Source organism: Moorena sp. SIO3E8, from assembly GCF_010692445.1.
GTDB classification, from domain to species: domain Bacteria; phylum Cyanobacteriota; class Cyanobacteriia; order Cyanobacteriales; family Coleofasciculaceae; genus Moorena; species Moorena bouillonii.
Genome location: NZ_JAAHHM010000014.1, coordinates 17,195 through 36,529 on the forward strand (window position 1 = coordinate 17,195; position 19,335 = coordinate 36,529).

Annotated in this window: 19 protein-coding genes; 11 read left to right on the forward strand and 8 right to left on the reverse strand. The window is 44.9% G+C overall.

The window, feature by feature from the left end; all coding sequences use genetic code 11:
* Positions 1–5: 5 nt before the first annotated feature.
* Complete coding sequence (locus F6K46_RS08310; protein WP_229415305.1) at positions 6–497, reverse strand: hypothetical protein; 492 nt, start codon at positions 495–497, stop codon at positions 6–8.
* Positions 498–600: 103 nt separating this feature from the next.
* The gene (locus tag F6K46_RS08315; RefSeq protein ID WP_293054840.1) at positions 601–1,827 is read right to left on the reverse strand and encodes a sulfite exporter TauE/SafE family protein; all 1,227 of its coding nucleotides are present in this window, start codon (positions 1,825–1,827) and stop codon (positions 601–603) included.
* A 192-nt stretch (positions 1,828–2,019) separates the two neighbouring features.
* Here F6K46_RS08315 and F6K46_RS08320 point away from each other — a divergent pair, with 192 nt between their 5' ends.
* Positions 2,020–2,661, forward strand: a complete 642-nt coding sequence (locus F6K46_RS08320; RefSeq protein WP_293054842.1) for a hypothetical protein — start codon at positions 2,020–2,022, stop codon at positions 2,659–2,661.
* An 18-nt stretch (positions 2,662–2,679) separates the two neighbouring features.
* Here F6K46_RS08320 and F6K46_RS08325 read toward each other — a convergent pair whose 3' ends face one another.
* Positions 2,680–3,132 carry a helix-turn-helix domain-containing protein gene (locus F6K46_RS08325; RefSeq protein ID WP_293021888.1) on the reverse strand — a complete coding sequence of 151 codons (453 nt, stop codon included), beginning with the start codon at positions 3,130–3,132 and terminating at the stop codon, positions 2,680–2,682.
* Positions 3,133–3,384: 252 nt separating this feature from the next.
* Here F6K46_RS08325 and map point away from each other — a divergent pair, with 252 nt between their 5' ends.
* The 6 genes from map to mnmG all read left to right on the forward strand — a co-directional run bounded on the left by map (position 3,385) and on the right by mnmG (position 10,494).
* A complete protein-coding gene (map, locus tag F6K46_RS08330) occupies positions 3,385–4,218 on the forward strand; it encodes a type I methionyl aminopeptidase (RefSeq protein WP_075902453.1) in 834 nt (277 codons plus the stop codon).
* A 648-nt stretch (positions 4,219–4,866) separates the two neighbouring features.
* A complete protein-coding gene (locus tag F6K46_RS08335) occupies positions 4,867–5,016 on the forward strand; it encodes a hypothetical protein (RefSeq protein WP_158069737.1) in 150 nt (49 codons plus the stop codon).
* 1,143 nt (positions 5,017–6,159) lie between these two features.
* A complete protein-coding gene (locus F6K46_RS08340; RefSeq protein ID WP_293054844.1) occupies positions 6,160–6,849 on the forward strand; it encodes a Uma2 family endonuclease in 690 nt (229 codons plus the stop codon).
* A gap of 651 nt (positions 6,850–7,500) precedes the next feature.
* A complete protein-coding gene (locus F6K46_RS08345; RefSeq protein WP_070393015.1) occupies positions 7,501–8,022 on the forward strand; it encodes a photosystem I assembly protein Ycf3 in 522 nt (173 codons plus the stop codon).
* Between the two features lie 117 nt (positions 8,023–8,139).
* Positions 8,140–8,430, forward strand: a complete 291-nt coding sequence (gene gatC / locus F6K46_RS08350) for an Asp-tRNA(Asn)/Glu-tRNA(Gln) amidotransferase subunit GatC (RefSeq protein WP_075906079.1) — start codon at positions 8,140–8,142, stop codon at positions 8,428–8,430.
* Between the two features lie 153 nt (positions 8,431–8,583).
* Positions 8,584–10,494: a tRNA uridine-5-carboxymethylaminomethyl(34) synthesis enzyme MnmG gene (mnmG, locus tag F6K46_RS08355; protein WP_293054846.1), complete on the forward strand. Its 1,911-nt coding sequence runs from the start codon at positions 8,584–8,586 to the stop codon at positions 10,492–10,494.
* Between the two features lie 11 nt (positions 10,495–10,505).
* Here the strand turns inward: mnmG and F6K46_RS08360 are convergent, their stop codons facing one another.
* A complete protein-coding gene (locus tag F6K46_RS08360) occupies positions 10,506–10,652 on the reverse strand; it encodes a hypothetical protein (protein ID WP_293054847.1) in 147 nt (48 codons plus the stop codon).
* Positions 10,653–10,654: 2 nt separating this feature from the next.
* On the opposite strand from F6K46_RS08360, the gene F6K46_RS08365 reads away from it, so the two are divergent.
* Both F6K46_RS08365 and F6K46_RS08370 read left to right on the forward strand, forming a co-directional pair.
* The gene (locus tag F6K46_RS08365) at positions 10,655–11,833 is read left to right on the forward strand and encodes a hypothetical protein (RefSeq protein WP_293054848.1); all 1,179 of its coding nucleotides are present in this window, start codon (positions 10,655–10,657) and stop codon (positions 11,831–11,833) included.
* Positions 11,834–12,138: 305 nt separating this feature from the next.
* Entirely contained in the window at positions 12,139–12,726 is a 588-nt protein-coding gene (locus tag F6K46_RS08370) for a TIGR04376 family protein (RefSeq protein ID WP_293054849.1), read from the forward strand.
* 130 nt (positions 12,727–12,856) lie between these two features.
* Here F6K46_RS08370 and F6K46_RS08375 read toward each other — a convergent pair whose 3' ends face one another.
* Positions 12,857–13,213 carry a hypothetical protein gene (locus F6K46_RS08375; RefSeq protein WP_293054850.1) on the reverse strand — a complete coding sequence of 119 codons (357 nt, stop codon included), beginning with the start codon at positions 13,211–13,213 and terminating at the stop codon, positions 12,857–12,859.
* A gap of 96 nt (positions 13,214–13,309) precedes the next feature.
* The gene (locus F6K46_RS08380) at positions 13,310–14,320 is read right to left on the reverse strand and encodes a phosphoribulokinase (RefSeq protein ID WP_070393023.1); all 1,011 of its coding nucleotides are present in this window, start codon (positions 14,318–14,320) and stop codon (positions 13,310–13,312) included.
* Between the two features lie 567 nt (positions 14,321–14,887).
* Here F6K46_RS08380 and petH point away from each other — a divergent pair.
* Positions 14,888–16,099, forward strand: coding sequence for a ferredoxin--NADP reductase (petH, locus tag F6K46_RS08385; RefSeq protein WP_293054851.1), 1,212 nt, complete (start codon positions 14,888–14,890; stop codon positions 16,097–16,099).
* Positions 16,100–16,333: 234 nt separating this feature from the next.
* On the opposite strand, the gene F6K46_RS08390 is transcribed toward petH, so the two are convergent.
* Complete coding sequence (locus tag F6K46_RS08390) at positions 16,334–16,753, reverse strand: PIN domain-containing protein (RefSeq protein ID WP_075899596.1); 420 nt, start codon at positions 16,751–16,753, stop codon at positions 16,334–16,336.
* A gap of 2 nt (positions 16,754–16,755) precedes the next feature.
* Positions 16,756–16,983, reverse strand: coding sequence for a hypothetical protein (locus F6K46_RS08395; protein WP_293054852.1), 228 nt, complete (start codon positions 16,981–16,983; stop codon positions 16,756–16,758).
* A gap of 397 nt (positions 16,984–17,380) precedes the next feature.
* Here F6K46_RS08395 and ftsH2 point away from each other — a divergent pair, with 397 nt between their 5' ends.
* A complete protein-coding gene (gene ftsH2, locus F6K46_RS08400) occupies positions 17,381–19,267 on the forward strand; it encodes an ATP-dependent zinc metalloprotease FtsH2 (protein WP_075899600.1) in 1,887 nt (628 codons plus the stop codon).
* Positions 19,268–19,335: the final 68 nt, after the last annotated feature.

Sequence of the window (19,335 nt, forward strand, 5' to 3'; positions counted from 1 at the left end):
GCTAATCACCGACCGATTCTGTTTCTAAAACCGGATGCCTTAAAACCCTTAAGGATAAGAGGCGTTTTTACATTAGCAGGAACTGTAACCCGGATTTCAAAATCACTGATGCCTGGTGGCACTTCATCAATTAACCCCACGCGACTCCGATTTTGGAAGGTATTATTGCCATTAGCATCGTAGATACGACCAAAAACATCAGCATCAAGCACAATTTTGTTAGTGGGATTCTTGGCTTTACCCTTGATCAGATAGCAACCAGCCTGCCTAGCCGACCCCCCACCAACGGTCACCATGCCTTGCCCAATTTCTGAGGGACACTCCTGGGAAGACAAGTTGGAAAGTTTTATCCGGATCACAGCCAACGCAGGGGGAGCAAATGCCGAGCTGATCACCCAAATCAGACAAGCTACAGCAGTAGCAGTTAACCAATTTCGCAATCCCATAAAGCCAACCAAAAGTTTACCGATTATAGCTACTTTACACCTAAATTGCATAGGGTTTAGCTTGGAGCAGAGAAAATATCGCTAACTATAGGTAATACTGAATAGATAATACTGAAGTGAATGGCTCCAAAGCTCAGTGTAGAATCAGTAAGCATTACCAAGATTTGGGGGGAAGGTAGAATTTTTCTAGGGATAACCCTGACCAAACAATACGCGATCGCACTAGCAATACTCCTAAGGTAATTATTCCCAAACTAACAGCTCTGAGTTGCTGGTTTCCAGTCCAAGCTAACTCTCCAAGGTAGCTCGAACCAATCATCACAGTATGAATCGCAGCTAGGACTAAAGCCGGGATACTCAATAAATGAATCCATCGCCAACGCTTGCCCAAAGCCTTCTGTAAGTAATCAAAACTGGTGAGAGCGGCTGGGGTAATCAACACGAGCGCTAAAATTCCTGCTAACAGACCCCACTGATGCTGCGGTAGCATAAACCCCAGAGCATCTAACTTCCAGTTCAAGGTATGGTCAAGCTTATGAAATGTATGAGCGATCGCCAACACAAATGCCCCCACTCCTAAAGCCCGACGATAGCGTAACAGCCCAGCCCACAAACCACTAATCGGACGAGCAATCAAAGCTAACATCAGTAACAGCAGCGCCCCATGACCGGTGTAATCCACCATAGCATCGGTACGCAGAAGGGTTAAAATACCAATGGTGAGGGTAACCCAGCCTCCTAAGCGAAACAGCTGGCTGCGCTTGCTAACACTGAGTCTAGATGCAGATACACCCACTCCTAGCATCATGGGCATCGTTCCCAGTCCAAAGGCCAGCATCGTTGCTGCTCCCCACCAGAGATTACCCATTTCCGCTGCTTTAATCTGAGCAGCATACAGGAATCCACAAGGCATCAAACCCCAGACTCCTCCTAAAAGGGCTGGTGTCCACCACTGAGATTCCCCAGACAATTTAGTCATCGCGACCGTCAGCCGTTGATTCCCAATCCCTTTAGATAGGGGGTGTAATAGGGGCAGACGGGGAATCCAATCGGGTTTAAGCTGCACACAGCCAAACCAAATAAGCATTAAACCAGTCAGAATTGCCATGGCTTGGCGCAATCCACTGCCAATCCCAGCCAACTGACCACTGGCAATCAAGACTGAACCCATACCCCCAAGTCCAGCTCCGACGAGAGCATAACTAATTGTTCGTCCTAGGTTCAGTAGACTATGAAAACCCAGCTGATGCAGCCACTTGGGGGACTTTTCCTGCTGCTGAGATAGGGAAAACGCCACTGCCAGAGGTCCACACATCGCCACACAGTGACCAAAACTCCCCAGAAACCCTAGGGTCATGACCAGCAGCAAATCTAAAACCATTCCGTGCTTATGTTCCTTACCTATAGACTATGGTAAATATTATCATCAGCCATTCATGCTTATTGTGAACTTATAGCAAGTTGTCATGAAAAGATTCATGTGTGATCTTCTATATCCTCTGTATCTCCGGCATTTTATGGTTAGGAGGTAAGAGCATCTTTGAATAAATTTTAGCATTAAGAGTTAACCCCCATGACCATTCAACTGCCATCAAACATTTCCTCTACTGAAAACTCAGCACTCACAACTCAGCAGTATTTTCCGATAATTTCTCACAACATTAAAACGTCTGCTGATGTCGGTGCTACCTTCCACATTGAACCCAATCACAATCCTCGCGCTAGAGAACCTGCTCTAGCTTGGTTTGCCCTTACTCGCCAAGGGGGCCAACTCATTCCCCTAGACCAATGTGACTGTCAACTAGCCGTTTACTCTAAATCCTCATCAGAGTTAGGGAGTTCCCCCATCCTTGAGCCACAGCTGAAAGCTATATCAGCCGAACAATATCAAGGTATTCCTGGAGCTGATCTAGTCTTTCCTAAAGCGGGAGTCTATGAGTTAGTTTTAAGCGGTACTCCTAAATCAGGAGCTAGTTTTAAGCCATTTGAGATCAAGTACGACGTTACAGTCACTCCTGGGAAAAAAACTGCAACTGTGCCAAGTCCTGCCACTGAACATCGATTTAACCAGCAGTCAGAATCCTTCTCAGAAGAGGATACGGCACCATCAGAGCCTCAACTATTACAGTGGTGGTTGCCCGTAGGGATTTTTGCCTTAGTCATCCTAGGTATTGCGAGTGTGTTGTTATGGAAAAAGGCAACAGGAAAAAGGTAAATATAACCCCACCCTCTACTAAGCAGTGGCCGGAAAACTCCCACCGATAAAGTGAATATCACTAAAGGTTTCAATCCACAGACGAGCACCACAATCAAGAGGGTTATCCGGTTGATACACAATCCGACACGGGCCAAGAATTTCTACCTGATTGCCGTATAGATTGTTGCCGCTTCGTTTTACCGAAATCACTGGCTGACGCTCTTCGGGAGGTTTAGTTTTGTTGGTGCCAATGCGATTGCGATTGACATTGATCTTAGCTAGAGCCGGAGGACGACTTTTACTCCATGTGCCAATCGGTCCACGGCTGGCCTTGATAATTTGCGGTAAATGGTTGAACAGAGGAATAATCCAGAATTTACCGCTTTTATAGGCACCCCGGACGCGACCGTCTTGGAGGAGTTGTCTCAACCGTCTCGAAGATATTCCTAAAAGAGATGCTGCTTCAGTAGTACAAACGCACTTGTTCATCAGTTAACTCTAAAGTAGATTCGATTAACTATTCCGATATTTGTAGTATAACTAAAATCCACCATTAATGTCAAGTTGTGGTTAACTGGAATAGCTCTTTGTTGAAAGAGGGGATTTATCCTCTTCTTAGTGAAGTGTTGGAAACCATCCTGCTAAGAATTTTTACTCAATAGAGCTAGGAACCGAAAATAGAAAGAAAATCGAAAGATATAATAATTCTTTAATAATTCTTAATTAACTAATAATTATCAAATGAACATTCTAAGTAACCTGCTTTCCGGTGCCACTAATCCCTCCCGTGCCAAGAAAAAACGCCGACGGATTGAAATCAAATCTGAGCGTGAAATTGAGATCATGCGGCAGGCGGCAACTATTGTGGCAACAGTACTCAAAGAAATTTCTGAGATGGTTGAGCCAGGAATGAGCACAGCGGATTTAGATGCCTATGCCGAAAAGCGGATCCGTCAGATGGGAGCAACCCCAAGTTTCAAAGGCTACTACGGCTTTCCTGGGTCGATCTGCACCTGCCTGAATCACGAAGTAGTTCATGGTATTCCTAGTCCTAAGAAAGTAATTTGCAGTGGTGATGTGTTGAAAGTGGATACAGGTGCCTTCTATCAGGGATTTCACGGAGACTCATGCATTACTATTCCGATTGAGGAGGTGAAACCAGAAGCGAGTCAATTAATTCAGGTGGCAAATGAAACCCTCTACAAGGGCATCGAACAGGTGAAAGCAGGGAAGTACTTGCTAGACATTGCTGGTGCGATTGAAGACCATGCCCAAACTTATGGCTATAGTATCGTGGAGGATTATACGGGTCACGGTGTGGGGCGAAATCTACACGAAGACCCCTCAGTGTTCAACTTCCGCACCCGCGAATTGCCCAATGTCAAGCTCCGTGCTGGGATGACTTTGGCGATTGAGCCAATTTTGAATGCTGGTACTAAGTTCACACGCACCCTATCTGACCGTTGGACAGTCGTTACGGTCGATAATTCTCTATCCGCTCAGTTTGAACATACGGTTTTGGTAACAACTGATGGCTACGAAATTTTGACTGACCGTGCCAAGGTTATGAACTAGTTAAGGACTTGCTGGTAGATGGAACTTATCAGTGGGTATTTGGTCAATTAAATAGAGGAGCGTCTCCTACTCCAGGGGAAATATCTAGGTGTACCATTTTCTCCCAAGCCATAGCTATTGCTTACCAGATAAGGTTATGATATATTGGGTTGGGGCTATTTATAGAAACTACCAAATTTTTGGCAGTTGACAGCTAGCAGGATTGATCACAAGTAAGCGCGAAGTTTTAAAACCCAGTCTCGTCAGAGCTGGGATTAAAAACGATTAACTTGTGAATATACTTCGCACTCACTCTTTTCTGAGTAATCATCGTTCGCGTAGCGTGACCTACGGTCAATCGCTTTTAGCGGAAGCTGAGGCCTTTGGCCACGCTACGCGAACGCTTCATCGCGTAGCGTGGCCTACGGTCAATCCCATCAATGTAGCCTTATAATAAGGGAGTTTCCTCTACGCGGTGAGAGCATCCACATCGGAACCCCACTCAGAAAAGTAAATGGGTGAAAAATATTCTTGGACGGTGCTTCTAGTAACTAGTGATATAGATCGCAATTGATCTACTGCTAAAAAACTCCCGATCAGATCTCAGGGGTGTTGATCAGGTGGCATCTAATTTCTTTCTTCTTAGTTACTTCACTATTCTCCGGAACTATGACCAATAAAATAGTCGAAAAAATTGCCGGAATATCTCTGGTAACTATTAGCTTTGATAGGGATTCGACAGCTGTTTCAAAAGAAAACCCCCAAACCGTTGAGCCTAGGGGTAATTATCAGGGTGCATCTACCATTTATTTCTTCTGATTGATGGGATTGATATCCGGAAGGATTACTAGTAAATTTACTAGTCAATCAATAACAAAACCCACGGGATAAATTTGCTCAAAGCCAACAGCCAGCTAAGGCGCTGATGGCGACATCTACCAAAAAAAAATCCCCCGAACCGTGAGCTTCAGGGGTAATTATCAGGGTGCATCTACCATTTATTTCTTCTGATTGATGGGATTGATATCCGGAAGGATTACTAGTCAATTTACTAGTCAATCAATAACAAAACCCACGGGATAAATTTGCTCAAAGCCAACAGCCAGCTAAGGCGCTGATGGCAACATCTACCAAAAAAAATCCCCCGAACCGTGAGCTTCAGGGGTAATTATCAGGGTGCATCTACCATTTATTTCTTCTGATTGATGGGATTGATATCCGGAAGGATTACTAGTAAATTTACTAGTCAATCAATAACAAAACCCACGGGATAAATTTGCTCAAAGCCAACAGCCAGCTGAGGCGCTGATGGCAACATCTACCAAAAAAAATCCCCCGAACCGTGAGCTTCGGGGGTAATTATTAGGGTGCATCTACCATTTATTTCTTCTGATTGATGGGATTGATATCCGGAAGCTAAGGTATGGCTTAAAATTCTATATGATCACTAAACCTAGATAAAACCTAGATAAAACTTTACTTTTAGCTGACGGCCAAGTTATGGTTTATGGCAGCATCTACAGGTGCGACCCGTGGCGAATTTAATAATTAGATGCGGAAAGCGCACCTACAAAGAAAACCCCCGAACCGTGAGCTTCGGGGGTAATTATTAGGGTGCATCTACCATTTCTTTCTTCTGAGTTACTTCTCCAGTATCCGGAAGGTTTAGCAGGGGATGATTGACGACTGGCGGCAAGACCGTTCCTCGAAAGCTGTATTAATTATCAATTATCAATTGACCCATAGGACTACTCCTTGATGTGTTATTGTATATTACAGCTTGAAGCACGTAGGGTGGGTTAATTGATTGGCGTTCGCGTAGCGTGACCTACGGTCAATCGCACTCTCACAGCTTCCAAGGGGCGATTGCCATAAAATAGCGGTGCGACAAGGCGCGAGGTTCCAACGCCCACACCGAACGCGCACCAAGACAGAAGCAGGTTAATCGGAAGGTAATGCTCAATGGTAACATTACAGCTCAGGCAGTTAAGTGTTCCTCCAGGACAGCGGATTCTTTTGACTGATGTAAGCTGGTCAAAGTTCGAGGAGATTTTGGAAGAACTCGGTGAAAAAAGAGCTAATAGAGTAGCTTACTATCAAAATCAATTAGAAATTAGAATGCCATTGCCAGAACATGAGTTTGATAAAGAAATTATTGGTGATATGGTTAAAATTTTACTAGAAGAATTGGAATTCAATCGCGAATGTTACGGCTCAACTACTTTCAAGCGGAAGGATATGGCAGCAGGAATCGAGCCGGATAATTGTTTTTATATTCAAAATTATCGTTTAATGATTGGCAAAAGGAGATTAGATTTAAGTAGTGATCCACCTCCCGATATAGCCATTGAGGTTGATGTTACTTCCAAAACACAACTGAGTGCTTATGAAGCTTTGGGAGTGCCTGAGTTATGGCAGTTTTCTAAGGGAAGTTTAAAAATCAATGTACTCCAAGCAGGTAAGGGGGGTAGCTATGTTGAGTCTTCTTTGAGTCCTACTTTTCCTAATTTTCCCATTATTGAAGGGGTTGAGCAGTTTGTCCAAATGAGTTTGACTCAAGGTTCAAGTGCTGCTTTAAGGGCTTTTCGGAAGCGATGCAGCGCGGTCTTGGGGGTTCCCCCCATGAGCGACTGCATCAAGACAGTGGGTTAGGCAGAGAATCGATTGAGGGAATGAGCGTCAAAGAAGACTGTACCTCACTGGCCAATCCCGAGTATTTATGCTTAAAATAACAAATCTAGAATATCGTTACAAAAAAAACCCCCGAACCGTGAGCTTCGGGGAGTAACTATCAGGGTGCATCTACCATTTCTCTTTTCTCGGTGATTTCACGTATATCCGGAAAAGTGACTCACTAATTGATTTAGAGGAATCTACAAAATCCTTAGATAGCTCGCAGGGATTGCTTTGGTAACTATAGGCCGATCAGAAAACCCCGGAAACTGGAGCTCCGGGGGTAATTATCAGGGTTCATCTACCATGCTTTTATTCTAAGTGATTTTACTGAGATTTTAACAAATATATTTATTGACATATATAACCAGATGTGCTAAAGAATAATCAAGTTATAGAACAGTAAGTCAGTTGACGCTCTAGGTAACACAGGCATTACTTGAGCTATAGCACTACACGCGCTTATCACCTGATTGAGGGGTGTTCAGGATAAGTCATGTACTTGCAGCAGTCAGCCCAATGCTTAAGTTTTCCTGGATTGTTGAGCTAACTGCGGAAAGGTTCATAGCTAAATGCTGACGTCACAAGATAGGATTATCTACAAGGTGAAGACTATAGACCCACGCAACTATGCCACGCACTCAACGCAACGATAACTTTATCGATAAAACCTTTACAGTGATGGCAGACATCCTCTTAAAGGTTCTCCCTACCAATAAGCAAGCCAAGGAAGCTTTTGTCTATTACCGAGATGGTATGTCAGCTCAAGCGGATGGGGAATATGCTGAAGCTATGGATAATTACAAAAAAGCGTTGGAACTAGAGGAAGACCCCAACGACCGTAGCTTTATTTTCTACAACATGGGGCTGATTCAAGCCAGTAATGGTGAGCATGAGCGTGCTTTAGAACTCTATCATCAAGCTCTTGAGATCAACCCCCGTATGCCTCAGGCCCTTAATAATGTAGCCGTAATTTACCATTATCAAGGTGAACAGTTTAAGGAAGCTGGGGATAGTGAGGGGGCAGAAGCTTTCTATGACAAAGCGGCTGATTATTGGAAACGAGCTATTCGCCTTGCTCCTAATAACTACATTGAAGCCCAAAACTGGCTGAAAACTACAGGTCGTTCTACCATTGATGTTTACTTTTAACTCCTAGCTTCTAGTTAATAAACTTGATAGTCTTGATAGTCTTTGATTTGGGCTAAGCCTTTAGTGTTGACTGTTGAGGAGTTCATTAGTAACCAAGAATTATAATATAACAAAATGATGATAGACCGCGAACAAGTCCAAAAAGTTGCCAATCTTGCTCGTTTAGAACTAAAAGCAGAGGAAGAGGATAAATTTGCAGCTCAGATGAGCAGTATTTTCGAATATTTTCAACAGCTGAGTGAATTAGATACTGAGGATGTGCCGCCAACTACACGGGCGATTGATATTAGCAATGTGACTCGACTGGATACTCTCAAACCCTATACTGACCGGGAAAGTATGTTCAGGGAAGCTCCTGAGCAGGATGGTGATTTCTTCAGAGTGCCAAAAATTATCACTGAAGGGTAACTGGGGTTGAAAGGGTTTGTTGTTGACGGTTGAGGGTTGAGGGTTGAGGGTTAACTATCAAACTAAACCATAACTTTTTAAATTAAACTATAAAAAACACACCATTTTCTGGTAGAAAATTCCTCATTTGATTTCTGATCCTTCCTTAGACCCATGCATTCCCAAGTAGATTTCCAAGATGCCTTTGATGTGATTGTAGTTGGCGCGGGACACGCTGGTTGTGAAGCCGCCCTAGCTTCAGCACGGTTGGGCTGTCGTACTATCCTACTTACCCTCAATCTAGACAAAATTGCTTGGCAACCCTGTAACCCAGCAGTGGGAGCACCAGCCAAGTCTCAACTCACCCATGAGGTAGATGCTTTGGGTGGAGAAATTGGCAAAATGGCTGACCGTACCTACCTGCAAAAGCGGGTACTGAACTGTTCACGGGGACCAGCGGTTTGGGCTTTGCGAGCGCAGACGGATAAGCGAGAATATGCGGCTGTGATGAAGGAGATTGTAGAAAATCAAGAAAACTTGACTCTCCGGGAAGCCATGGTCACGGATTTGGTGCTGGGGGCTAATGATGAGGTGATAGGTGTTCAGACTTACTTCGGTGTGGCTTTGAAAGCATCGGCAGTGATCTTGACAACTGGCACTTTCCTGGGTGGACGGATCTGGGTGGGAAACAAGTCCATGTCAGCAGGACGGGCTGGGGAATTTGCGGCAATTGGCTTGACGGAAACCCTTAACCGCTTAGGCTTTGAAACGGGACGACTCAAGACGGGAACACCAGCACGGGTAGATAAGCGCTCCGTAGATTACAGCAACTTGGAACCTCAACCAGGGGATGAGGAGGTGCGCTGGTTTAGCTTTGACCCAGATGTGTGGGTGGAACGAGAGCAGATGTATTGCTATCTGACCCGCACGACTTCTGAGACTCACCGCTTGATTCGGGACAATCTTCATCTATCCCCAATCTATGGAGGCTGGGTGGATGCTAAAGGACCCCGATACTGCCCTAGTATTGAAGATAAAATTGTGCGCTTTGCTGATAAGGAAAGCCACCAGATTTTTATTGAACCAGAAGGACGAGATATTCCAGAACTCTATATCCAGGGATTTTCTACTGGATTACCAGAGAATTTGCAGTTGCAGCTATTGCAAACTCTTCCGGGATTAGAAAATTGTGCTATGCTCCGTCCTGCTTATGCGGTTGAGTATGATTATTTACCAGCAACTCAGTGTTATCCGACACTGATGACTAAGACAATTGAGGGATTGTTCTGCGCTGGACAAATTAATGGTACCACTGGCTACGAAGAAGCAGCAGCTCAGGGGATTGTGGCGGGAATTAATGCAGTGCGCTATGTCCGCCATCAGGAAATGGTGGTGTTTCCTAGGGAAGAAAGCTATATGGGTACATTAATTGACGATTTGTGTACCAAAGACCTGCGGGAACCTTACCGAATGCTGACTAGCCGTTCGGAGTATCGGTTACTATTGCGTTCCGATAACGCTGACCGCCGTATGACTCCTTTAGGACGGAAACTGGGTTTGATTGATGACCGTAGGTGGCAGCTTTATCAACAAAAACAGGCGAACATTACCACAGAAAAAGCGCGACTCCAGTCGGTGCGGATTAAGGCACATGATCAAATCGGAATTGCGATCGCATCCGATACCCAGCAAAAGATCAAAGGCTCGATTACCTTAGCTGAGTTACTACGTCGTCCTGGTTTCCACTATGTCAATCTAGACCAATATGGACTGGGTGACCCTAACCTGAATCAGTCGGAACGAGAAGGAGCAGAAATTGATCTAAAATATCAAGGTTATCTTAAGCGTCAGCAAAACCAAATTGACCAAGTTTCTCGGCAAGCTAATCGGCAGTTACCACCAGATTTGGATTATGCTGCTATTGAAACTCTATCCAAGGAGTCTCGTGAAAAGCTTAGCCAAGTCAAACCTATGACTATTGGTCAGGCATCGAGAGTTGGCGGGGTTAATCCAGCAGATATCAATGCGTTGCTGGTATATCTAGAGGTGCGGGAACGAAAGTTCAGTGCTGTTATCGCTCCCTAATCACAGATTCGTTATTGCTCCTTGGTTGATGCCCAGACGGGATATCTAAGCATGGCAAGATTTTTGAGGGTTTTTCCCATAGAAAAGTAAAGTTTTGGGTCTCGGAAGATAATCTTATCAAAGATATATTCATAGTGATAGTTACAAGAGCATACCATCGATGTCTCAGGATGTGATTACCAAAGAAAAATCAACAGAGCGCTTGAACACTCCCCTTCCTATTCAGCCATGGTCGGTAGATGCTGAAGCCGATAGGTTAATGGATGATTTATTTGGGGATCTGTACCAAATGATTGAAAACGGCTGCGAGTTGCCGACAGAACCCCCTGAGCCAGACTATGTCTCCTTGGAACCGATAGCAATCCCGAAAATTCCCATATCAGCGGCAATTATTCCCTTTCTGGAATCGCCACTCCCCTCAACCCAGGAGTTAGCCGAAACCACATCAAGTGAGTTGCAAACGACAACGGCAGATACTAACTCTAGTATTGTCGCGGATAACTCTGGTCAGTTTTTAGACAAGCTCCTATGGGCTTTAGCCTTACTGTCCCTATCAGCAATCACAATGATGTGGCTGACTAGCCAGGGAAAGCTAACTTGGTCATGGTTGAACAACTTGGTAGCTTTGGTATCAGTTCAACAAGGCAAAGTATCAGAACCTGATGCCCAGTTTATTAACTATATGTTGCGATCGCTAGAAGTGATTGACCGCAAAGCACAAGCTATCAAAAAGACTGTGATCGCCCAATCATTACCAGACCCCACCCTTGCCAATCCTCCGGTAGCTCGTAACTCAGCAGCAACTGCACCACCAACTGCTGTCAAAGAACGTGTCTTAGAACGAGTTTATTATATTCCAATTGAAAAGGTTCCAACCCCTGATCCTGCCATAGCATCCTCAGCGCCATCAGCGCCAGTAAAACCATCCCCTCCTAGTACCCCTGAACTTACACCATCCCCATCACCAATCCCGAAACCTCCGTCAGCAACTGCTATAGAACCACCGCCACCAAATGTTCTAGAATCACCGCCACCAATTACTCTAGAATTACCGCCACCACCAACCCCAGACCCCCTGCCCACCGCTACTCTTGACCGACTCCCTGCCCCACCACCACCTCCACCATCATCACCTGCCATCAAACATACCTTGGTGGGATTACTGGAGCTAGGAGAGCAATCTGCTGCTTTGTTTAAAATTGATGGTGTTACCCAACGGGTTAAGCTGGGGGAAGCAATTGCTAATAGCGGTTGGACTCTAGTCTCTGTAGATAATCAGGAAGCAGTGATTCGACGCAATGGTGAAGTTCGTTCAATTTACGTTGGACAACATTTTTAGCTAGGTAACATCCTGCAGGTGATAAATCGCCGTATCTAACCCAAAAAAACAGCCCTCACCCTCTGCCAAAATTAACAACAGGATGGCTCGGTTGCCAATTGCCAATGGTATTTTGTAGTGGGTTATATTATGTATGCGATCGCATACCCAATTTGTGCGATCGCAAAAACCCCAATGGTCACTTAAATTAACTATTATTAACTAACTATATTTAGCCTTCCTGTAGCTATTTCAGATAAGCTGAGATATGTTGATATAACAGAGTGAAAGATATATGATCTAATAGGATCTAGGATAGTGGTGCAGTGGGACTATTTGAAGACCTGAATCGATTTCTAGAAAGTCGTCTAGAAGAATTTCTCCGCAACAATCCTCATCTAGAGTTACAGGCACTAGAGGAGCAGTTGCGCGAGCAAGAAAAAGACACACTGCGGCTAATTATTGACTTACAGCAACAGGAAAAGCGGTTGCAAGACCAAATTCTCGCCGTTGCCAAAGACATTCAACGTTGGCATGAGCGTATTGAAAAGGCTAAGTCCCACAACAGATTTGATTTGGCTAAAGCAGCTCAAGAGCGAGAAGCAGCTCTGTTACGTCAAGGCAATCAGCTTTGGGGCCAGATGGAAGGGGTTAAACAGCGCATTACTAAAGCCAAGGAACTCCAAGAACAGATTAAAAACCGTCGCGCTGAAGTTCAGGCTAAAGCTAGAGATACAGCAGCAGCTCGCGCAAGTGCTCAGCCGAAGCAAAACTCCCAGACATTTGCCTGGAATCAGACTACCAACAGTAACCAATACAATATCCCTTCTGGTGTAGACCCTTTAGAGCAACAGTTTAAAAGCTGGGAAATGGATGAAGAGTTGGAGCAAATGAAGCGGAATATGAACGGTTGATATAAGCTATCAGCTATCAGCTATCAGCTATCAGCTATTAGCTTTTGAATGAAAGAGGTAAGCATTCGTTTAATCTGAGTTAAGTCTGCTGACTGCTGACAGCTAACTGCTGAATGCTTAGATGAATTATTCATCCATCTTTTTTTTCAAAACGACGATTAATAATAAAAGAAATTGATTTTTGTTGGATAGGCAAGGTAGGAAATAAGGACTGCTTTGTAGGGTTTAATTTAGCAGTATTGGTAATGTCTTGGTCTTGGCTGTCTTGGCTTGGATTGGGATTAGATGAATCAGATGGGAAGGAAGGCTGGCGAAAAATCCAGCCTGGATGCTTGCCATAGTTAGAAGCGATCGCTAATAAGGCTCCTGCTAAGATAAACACCGGTAGTGGTAGAGTTACGTGTCTAACCCACTGGTAGATTTCCACCATCACAAAAAACACCAAAACGCTAGCTATCCAAATCTTTATAACTCTATCCGATACCATGCCAATCTTATGCTCTGATTCGGTTTGTTCCGTCTGAGGAAGCTGATGGAATGTGAGTCACGCAAACATTGTTTCCATCAGCTCCTTTAGACCATACTACACCTTGGCTGCTACTTTGGCTGGAGCGGATATCAAGGTTTCATAAGTTGACCGCATCTTCAGACCAACAAGAACCTGGAACAACCCAGAACCGTTGTTAGAGCCAGGATAATCCTTGTGCTTGAGCAATAACTCAGTCATCTCTCCATCGTACTTGGTTGAGGTATTGCTGAGGTGACTTTCGATGTAAATCATCTCGTTTAGGTTATCAAACTGACCATCTACCTCTAGTACAGAGACTTCGTTACCCATGTAGCTGTCTGGTCCATAGTACATTTTCAGACCAGGATAAGCACAGGTTAGCTTGCGACCACAAGGTCTCCAATCGATGGTTGACCCTTCATCAAACAGATAAACTGGCTCGAAGTCTTTCACTCCTTCCTTTTGAACTAGGCGCACCCGCAGTAGATTGCTTTCCTTAGCTGCCTCTCCCTGAAGCAGCTGGGTGGGAAAGATTTGAATGACCACATCAGCGTATTGCTTCTGGACTTCAATGTAAGCTTCAAAGTCTGGACGTCTAGCTTCAATCGACGCTAGGATATCCTCATAACGATGGCCCCGTTCTGCCATGTCCCGCTGGATTTTCCATTGGATTTTGACCTCATCGCTAATGTCTAGGTAAACCCCGAAGTCAACCAGATCACGCACCCGCTCATCATAAAGAGGGTGCAGGCCTTCAATCACTACAACTTTATTTGGCTCAATCCGCTCTGGTGGATCAAGTTCACCGGTCTCATGGTTGTAGATAGGTTTGTCTATGCCCCGACCTTCTTTAAGCGCTTTGATTTGCTCATACATCAAGTCAAAGTTATTTGCCTTAGGATTAAGGGCAGTAACTTTTTTCTCTTTGCGCTGTTTACGATCCAGACTGTGATAGTCATCCAGACAAATCACCGTCATGAACTCCTGGCCAAATAGGTCGGTCAAACGCTTGAGAAACGTTGATTTACCGCATCCTGAGTCTCCAGCAACTCCTATAACTACCACCCTCTCCAGATCTGTGGTCATATCTTCCCTCTAACGTAAAACATATTCTCAAATCAGTTTTCAGTAAGCCAAAGCCCAAGCCTGGGAGCAATCTGACACACGCTTATAGTGGTGCTTGATAACATGCCACCATAAATCCACTCGCTTAAGTACTAACCACTAGGGAAGACCAAAGCCAAGCTCTGCTTAAGTATTTACTACTAGCTGCTCATAGTGGATTCTACCAAAACCAGATTGCTTATACAAGGCTGATTGTCAGTAGCATTACCTCGCTTAGTACTTATGCTAAGGTTTGTTGGGCATTTTTTAAAGAAAAAATTAAATTGACTCAGGATTTACAGTTTTTGAGTTACTCATCATGTAACTTGAGAGTAGTGCCTAGCAGTGCCTCTACACTAATTCTCTCCCTGATAAACGAAAACATTACTGGGCATAGCTTTACAATGTTACGCTAATAAGGCATTATTCGGGGTTATTACTAGCTAGCCGCTCACCCATCGACCGTGAGTCTGTTTGTGGTGCCAAGGCAAGTCTTAGGAATACATAGTTAGCAATACATAGTCAGTTTGGTTTGGAGCAATAGAAGCAATGTCTAGTCCTAGCGAGTCTACTAATTCCAGCACTGTTACAGAATTTGGTAGTCGCACTTACGTTTATGAGGTAGTCGGTCTTCGTCAAAATGGACCGATTCGCCAGAGTGGCACCGTTTTGTTGACGGTGCCCTATAACCGCATGAAGCAGGAAATGCAGCGGATTGCTCGCATGGGAGGGAAGATTGTCAGCATTAAACCTTTATCCAGTAGTGCTGCTAATGGGTCAGTGGCTCAAACACAACCTACCCAGTCAGAAAACACAACTAAGCCTACCCAGTCAAAAAACACAACTAAGCCTATGACTCAAGCGAAACCCAAAAAGGCCAAAGATGATATCCCTGTCAATACCTATCGACCCAAAAACCCCTTCATTGGTAAGTGTATATCAAACGAACAACTAGTCCGCGAAGGGGGTATTGGTAATTGCCGTCACATCAAATTTGACCTTTCTGGAGGTGATCTGCGGTATCTCGAAGGTCAAAGTATTGGGATTATTCCCGATGGTACTGATGACAAAGGCAAACCCCACAAGCTTCGTCTGTACTCCATTGCTTCTACTCGTCACGGCGATGACTTGGATGATAAGACAGTATCCCTCTGTGTCAGACAGCTGCAGTACAAACATCCTGAAACTGGGGAAACCGTAAACGGTGTCTGCTCTACCTTCCTGTGCAATATGAATCCAGGGGATGATGTCAAAATCACTGGACCGGTGGGTAAGGAGATGTTGCTGCCATCAGACCCCAATGCCAATATCATCATGATGGCAACGGGCACTGGTATTGCACCATTCCGCGCTTTCCTATGGCGGATGTTTAAAGAACAGCACGAAGATTACAAGTTCAAGGGCTTGGCTTGGCTGATCTTTGGTATTTCTACTACCCCTAACATCCTCTATAAAGATGATTTAGAAGCAATGCAGCAGAATAACCCAGATAACTTCCGCCTCACCTATGCCATTAGCCGTGAGCAGAAGAATTCTGAAGGGGGCAAGATGTATATCCAGCACAGGGTGGCGGAACATGCTGACGAGTTGTGGAAGCTGATGCAGCAACCCAACACCCATACCTACATCTGCGGATTAAAAGGTATGGAAGGTGGTATTGATGAGGCTTTGACCGCTGCAGCTGCTAAAGAGGATGTAGATTGGACTACATACCGACAGCAAATGAAGAAAGCACATCGCTGGCACGTTGAAACCTACTAGGTTACGGCTGGTCTAAAGTAAATCCTCCTTTTGGAGGAGTTAGATCAAAACTAGCGCGTCTGTTTTTTTTGGCCATAGAGCTGAGTGAAACAGATGCGCTACTGTTTTTTTGAGCTTATTCTATAGGGCTGCATCGCTTTTTTACTCTTCGCTCAAAATTCTAGTAAGGGCAACCGAACCACCTTAGCCTGAATAGTCCCAATCCCATACTGCCAAGTTAAAGAAGGAACCAAATTAACCCCTGGGCTTTAACAGACGAATAAAACCAGCCTGTTCAAAATGTTGGTCTGACGTAAATGCCGTCGTTATCCCCTCCCGCTCCATAATCACAAAACTAATACAATCAGTTAATCCCCAATCCTTATCCAAACGCTGACAATAAAGCTGCCAACCCGCATCAAAAAGAGCTTGACTAACCTCAATCACTCGCAAACCTGCCAAACCCTTGAGGCGATTGAGCAAATTAATAGTCTGGGGACGAAAGCGTACAGAAGTTAAAGCATCAGCCACTTCCAAAAGCACAAAATAACTAGTTACCAAACGATAATTATCTTGCTCCAACCTCACCCTTACCTGTTTAGCAATGCGGTGAAAATCATCATCCACATTCACCAAAGCAATCCACGCCGCCGTATCCACAAAAACTGTCCTCACGACTATTCCACCCCTCGCTTCTCCCCACCGTGGGCATAATGGTCATGTTGATAAGATAAATCAGCAATTCCCGTGCTAACTTGGCTTTCTGCGATAATTTCATCAAAATCAGCCCAAAAATCCCCCTGTTTCTGCTCCAATGCCTTGAGAATCAGCGCAGCAATGCTATTTTGTGCCGACTCTGGCAACTGTCTCACCTGGGAGATGGCTTGCTCCAACAAATCTGTCATGGTTATCTGTCCCTAAACACCTTATTGAGATCATGACATCAACAAGCCTATTCCAACTGTAACTGATAACTGCTTTTCATAAAAATCTACCCCATCCTCCCTACACCTCCCACATCTCCCACCCTCCTGGGAAACACCATTACAAGCCTTGCTATCACTCCCTTGCTCACATAATGAGATTTATGTTAAATTTAGTTAAAATAACGTTACAATAACTTGTGTTATCACCAGTTATGTGGCAATACCCCTCAAGGGTATTGACCAAAAATACAAACATACTATAAGCAAACGGTTTTAGGGTATTGAATGGATATTTGATCTTGATTTGCTTTGTAATCAGATCCTCCCTAACAGGGTGATACCAGCATTCGTTACCAGTAATAGAGGCGAATAAAACATGAAATTTTCTTGGAGAATACTCCTACTCTGGACATTACCTGCCCTAGTCATTGGTTTTTTCTTTTGGCAGGGAACATTTGCCAGTACTACCGGGAATATGGGTAGTAATACCGCCAGTACTCGCATGACCTATGGTCGCTTCTTGGACTATATTGATTCCGGTAGAGTCACTAGTGTTGACCTCTATGATAGTGGTCGCACAGCGATTGTAGAAGCTGTGGATGTGGATCTTGATAACCGCTTACAGCGGCTGCGAGTAGATCTGCCAATTAGTGCGCCGGAACTGATTTCTAAGCTCAGAGAGTCTAATATTGCTCTGACATCCCATCCCGCTCGCAATGATGGTGCAATTTGGGGACTGCTGGGGAATTTAATTTTTCCGATTCTCTTGATTGCGGGATTATTTTTCCTATTCCGTCGCTCCAGCAACATGAATGGTGGTCCTGGTCAAGCGATGAATTTCGGGAAATCCCGGGCGCGGTTCATGATGGAAGCCAAAACTGGGGTCCTGTTTGATGATGTGGCCGGTATCGAAGAAGCGAAAGAGGAACTCGAAGAAGTAGTTACCTTCCTCAAGCAACCGGAACGGTTTACCGCAGTCGGAGCACGAATACCAAAAGGGGTGCTGCTGGTCGGTCCTCCTGGAACTGGTAAAACCCTCTTAGCAAAAGCGATCGCTGGTGAAGCAGGAGTGCCTTTCTTTAGTATCTCTGGTTCCGAATTCGTGGAAATGTTCGTGGGTGTTGGTGCCTCTAGGGTTCGTGACTTGTTCAAAAAAGCTAAGGAAAATGCCCCTTGCTTGATATTTATCGATGAAATTGATGCGGTAGGACGGCAACGGGGAGCTGGAATTGGTGGTGGTAACGATGAACGGGAGCAAACCCTAAACCAATTGCTGACGGAAATGGACGGGTTTGAAGGAAACACTGGCATTATCGTGATTGCGGCTACTAACCGTGCGGATGTGCTGGATACAGCTCTGTTACGTCCCGGACGCTTTGACCGCCAGGTGATGGTAGATCCCCCAGACCTGAAAGGGCGGATTAAGATTTTGGAAGTCCATGCTCGGGATAAAAAACTCGCTTCAGAAATTTCCATCGAAGTGATCGCAAGACGGACTCCTGGATTCACTGGTGCTGATTTATCCAACCTGCTCAATGAAGCCGCTATCCTGACTGCTCGCCGTCGCAAAGAAGCGATTACCATGCTGGAAATCAATGATGCGGTTGACCGGGTAGTGGCTGGGATGGAAGGTACTCCCCTGGTAGATAGCAAGAACAAGCGATTGATTGCTTATCATGAAGTTGGTCACGCTATTATTGGTACCCTAGTAAAGGATCACGACCCTGTACAGAAAGTTACCCTGATTCCCCGAGGACAAGCTCAAGGTCTAACCTGGTTTACTCCTAGTGAAGAGCAAGGTTTAATTACCAGAGCTCAGCTTTTGGCTCGGATTACTGGAGCTTTAGGGGGTCGAGCTGCGGAAGAAGAAGTATTCGGTCATGCTGAAGTCACTACTGGTGCCGGTGGTGATTTGCAGCAATTGACTGGGATCGCACGGCAAATGGTAACTCGCTACGGGATGAGTGACTTAGGTTCTCTGTCCTTGGAAAGCCAAGAGGGAGAAGTCTTTCTCGGTGCGGGATTAATGTCTAGGGCAGAGTACTCTGAAGAGGTTGCTGCTCGGATTGATCAGCAAGTTCGTCAAATTGTAGAACATTGCCATCAAGAAGCACGAGATATCATTCGGCAGAATCGAGATGCGGTTGATCGATTAGTGGATCTGTTGATTGAAAAGGAAACTATTGAGGGTGAGGAGTTCCGTCAAATTGTGGCTGAGTACACCGATGTGCCTGAGAAGCCACAGTATGTACCTCAGTTATAAGGGCTTGTTGACTGTTGAGGGTTGTTCGCGTAGCGTGGCCGAAAGGCCAAGGTTGAAGGTTTAAGGTT